The sequence below is a fragment of the Mesorhizobium sp. M7A.F.Ca.CA.002.09.1.1 genome, assembly GCF_003998555.1.
GTDB lineage: Bacteria > Pseudomonadota > Alphaproteobacteria > Rhizobiales > Rhizobiaceae > Mesorhizobium > Mesorhizobium ciceri.
The window spans coordinates 1-1,981 of record NZ_RZRR01000970.1 but is presented as its reverse complement, the minus strand read 5'-3'; the positions used below and the strand labels follow the sequence as shown (position 1 = coordinate 1,981).

The following is a 1,981-nucleotide window of genomic DNA, read 5'->3' as shown; positions in this document are numbered from 1 at the left end:
GTCGAAGGCGGCGTCCGGCAGCGTCACCAGCGCTTCCATAGCCTGGCGCAACGTCGCCGCCCGCGCGCCGTCCAGCCTGAAGCCGGGCGTCAGGATGGCCGCGGGCTCGAGCAGCAAGCGGAACTCGTAGCTGTCGCCTTGCGCTTCCGGATCGTCGGGCGTGCGCCGAAACAGCCAGGACTGGCCAGGCGCACGATCCAGCAGATTCTCTTCGGTCAGTTTGTTCAACGCTTTTAATACCGTCTTGCGCTCGGCACTGTAGCGCCGCATCAATCCCGCGACGGTCACCGTCTGGTCCAGTCGCCGCGCCGAGCGGTCGCGCAGGATCGCCTCGGCCAACTCGTCCTCCTCGGCAGCGGGCAATTCCGTGGCGACCGAAGCCTGCGCGGTGAGGTCGATGGCCAGATGATAACCGGACTCCGCCTCCCAGCGCACGACGCCCCGTTCCGCGAGCAGGCCGAGTGCCGCCCGCACCGGCGTGCGCGAGACATTGCACAGCGACGCGATCTGCTGCTCGGGCAAGCGTGCACCGGGCTCGAAGCCGCGCTGGCGCGCCACATCCAGGATGCGCTGCGCCAGATCAAGATGGTTGGTGCGGGGTCGTCTGGCTGCGGCTTGCATGGCTGGTCCAGCGGAAAACGAGATGACCGCATTGATTTGACCGATCGCCCGAACGGACGCAATCGGCCAGTTTCCTCGGTCGTTTGACAAATTATGGATTGACGTACTTTTTTCTGCAATAGTACTGTCAGCACAATCGGCGAGAAAAAGACCGAGGGAACAGGATCGAGGCAGCGGCAAGGGTCGCAAGCGTTGGTCCGGCGAATGAAATTCGACGATCAACCGAATGGGAGTCTGTCATGACCGCTACCAGCCTGCGGCGCCGTGCGCTGAAAACATCTTCGATCGCACTTGGCCTGGCCTTGGCGCTGTCCGCGCCGGCGACGGCTGCCGACCTCGTCATTTCCAACTGGGACGGCTACATGGCACCCGACGCCATGGCCGCCTTCAAGACCGCAACCGGCGTTTCGGGCGAAGTGGTGGTGCATGCCACCAATGAAGAGATCATGGGCAAGCTGATCGCCGCCGGCGGCAAGGGCTATGACGTGGTCTTTGTCTCCTCACCCTTCGCCGAGGTGCTGAACAAGCTCGGCCTGACCGAGCCGATCGACCACGCCAAGATCCCCAACCTCGCCAACCTCTATCCGGAAGCAGCCAAGCTGCCGCACGATGTCGGCAATGCCTTCTCGGTGCCCTACACCTGGGGCACCACCGGCCTCTGCTATCGCTCGGATCTGATGAAGGTCGCACCGGCCAGCTGGAGCGACCTGCTCGCGCCCTCCGACGAATTGAAGGGCAAGACCACCATGCTGGCGACCGACCGCTGGCTGCTGGCCGCCGGCCAGCTCGACAAGGGCTATTCGGTCAACGAAACCGACCCGGCCAAGATGGCCGAGGTCAAGGATCTGCTGATCTCGGCCAAGAAGACCCTGCTCGCCTATGACGACACCACCTTCTATTCCAAGCTGGTGTCCGGCGAGGCACTGATGGTGCAGGCCTGGGACGGCTGGTGCAATTACGGCATCGCCGAAAAGCCGGAGATCAAATACGTCATTCCCAAGGAAGGTTCGGACCTCTGGGTCGACACGATGGTGGTGATGAAGGCCTCCGCCAACAAGGACGCCGCCTTCCAGTTCATCAACTTCATGCTCGACGCCAAGAACCACGCCTGGGCGGCGCAGAACATCGACTACAAGGTGCCGAACAAGCCGGCCATGGAGAGCCTGCCGGCCGATTTTCTGGCAAAATTCCCCAACATGGCGATGCCGGTGGCCGATCTCGTCAAATTCGAGCAGTTGCGTGACGTCGGCGACGCCCAGCGCGACTATTCGAAGATCGTCAGCGAGATCAAGGCTGCGCAGTAAGCGGCGGCACATCAGAGACCACGGCCGACGGCGGGTTTCCGCCGTCGGCCGCTGAA

The 1,981-nt window shown here is 63.1% G+C and carries 2 protein-coding genes; one reads left to right on the top strand and one right to left on the bottom strand.

Going from position 1 to position 1,981, the window contains the following annotated elements:
* Window positions 1–621 (bottom strand): GntR family transcriptional regulator (locus EN994_RS29040; protein ID WP_127308038.1); only part of this gene is annotated, 621 nt, incomplete at its 3' end.
* A gap of 239 nt (window positions 622–860) precedes the next feature.
* Here EN994_RS29040 and EN994_RS29035 point away from each other — a divergent pair.
* Entirely contained in the window at window positions 861–1,925 is a 1,065-nt protein-coding gene (locus tag EN994_RS29035; RefSeq protein ID WP_063169495.1) for a spermidine/putrescine ABC transporter substrate-binding protein, read from the top strand.
* The last annotated feature ends 56 nt before the right edge of the window (window positions 1,926–1,981 follow it).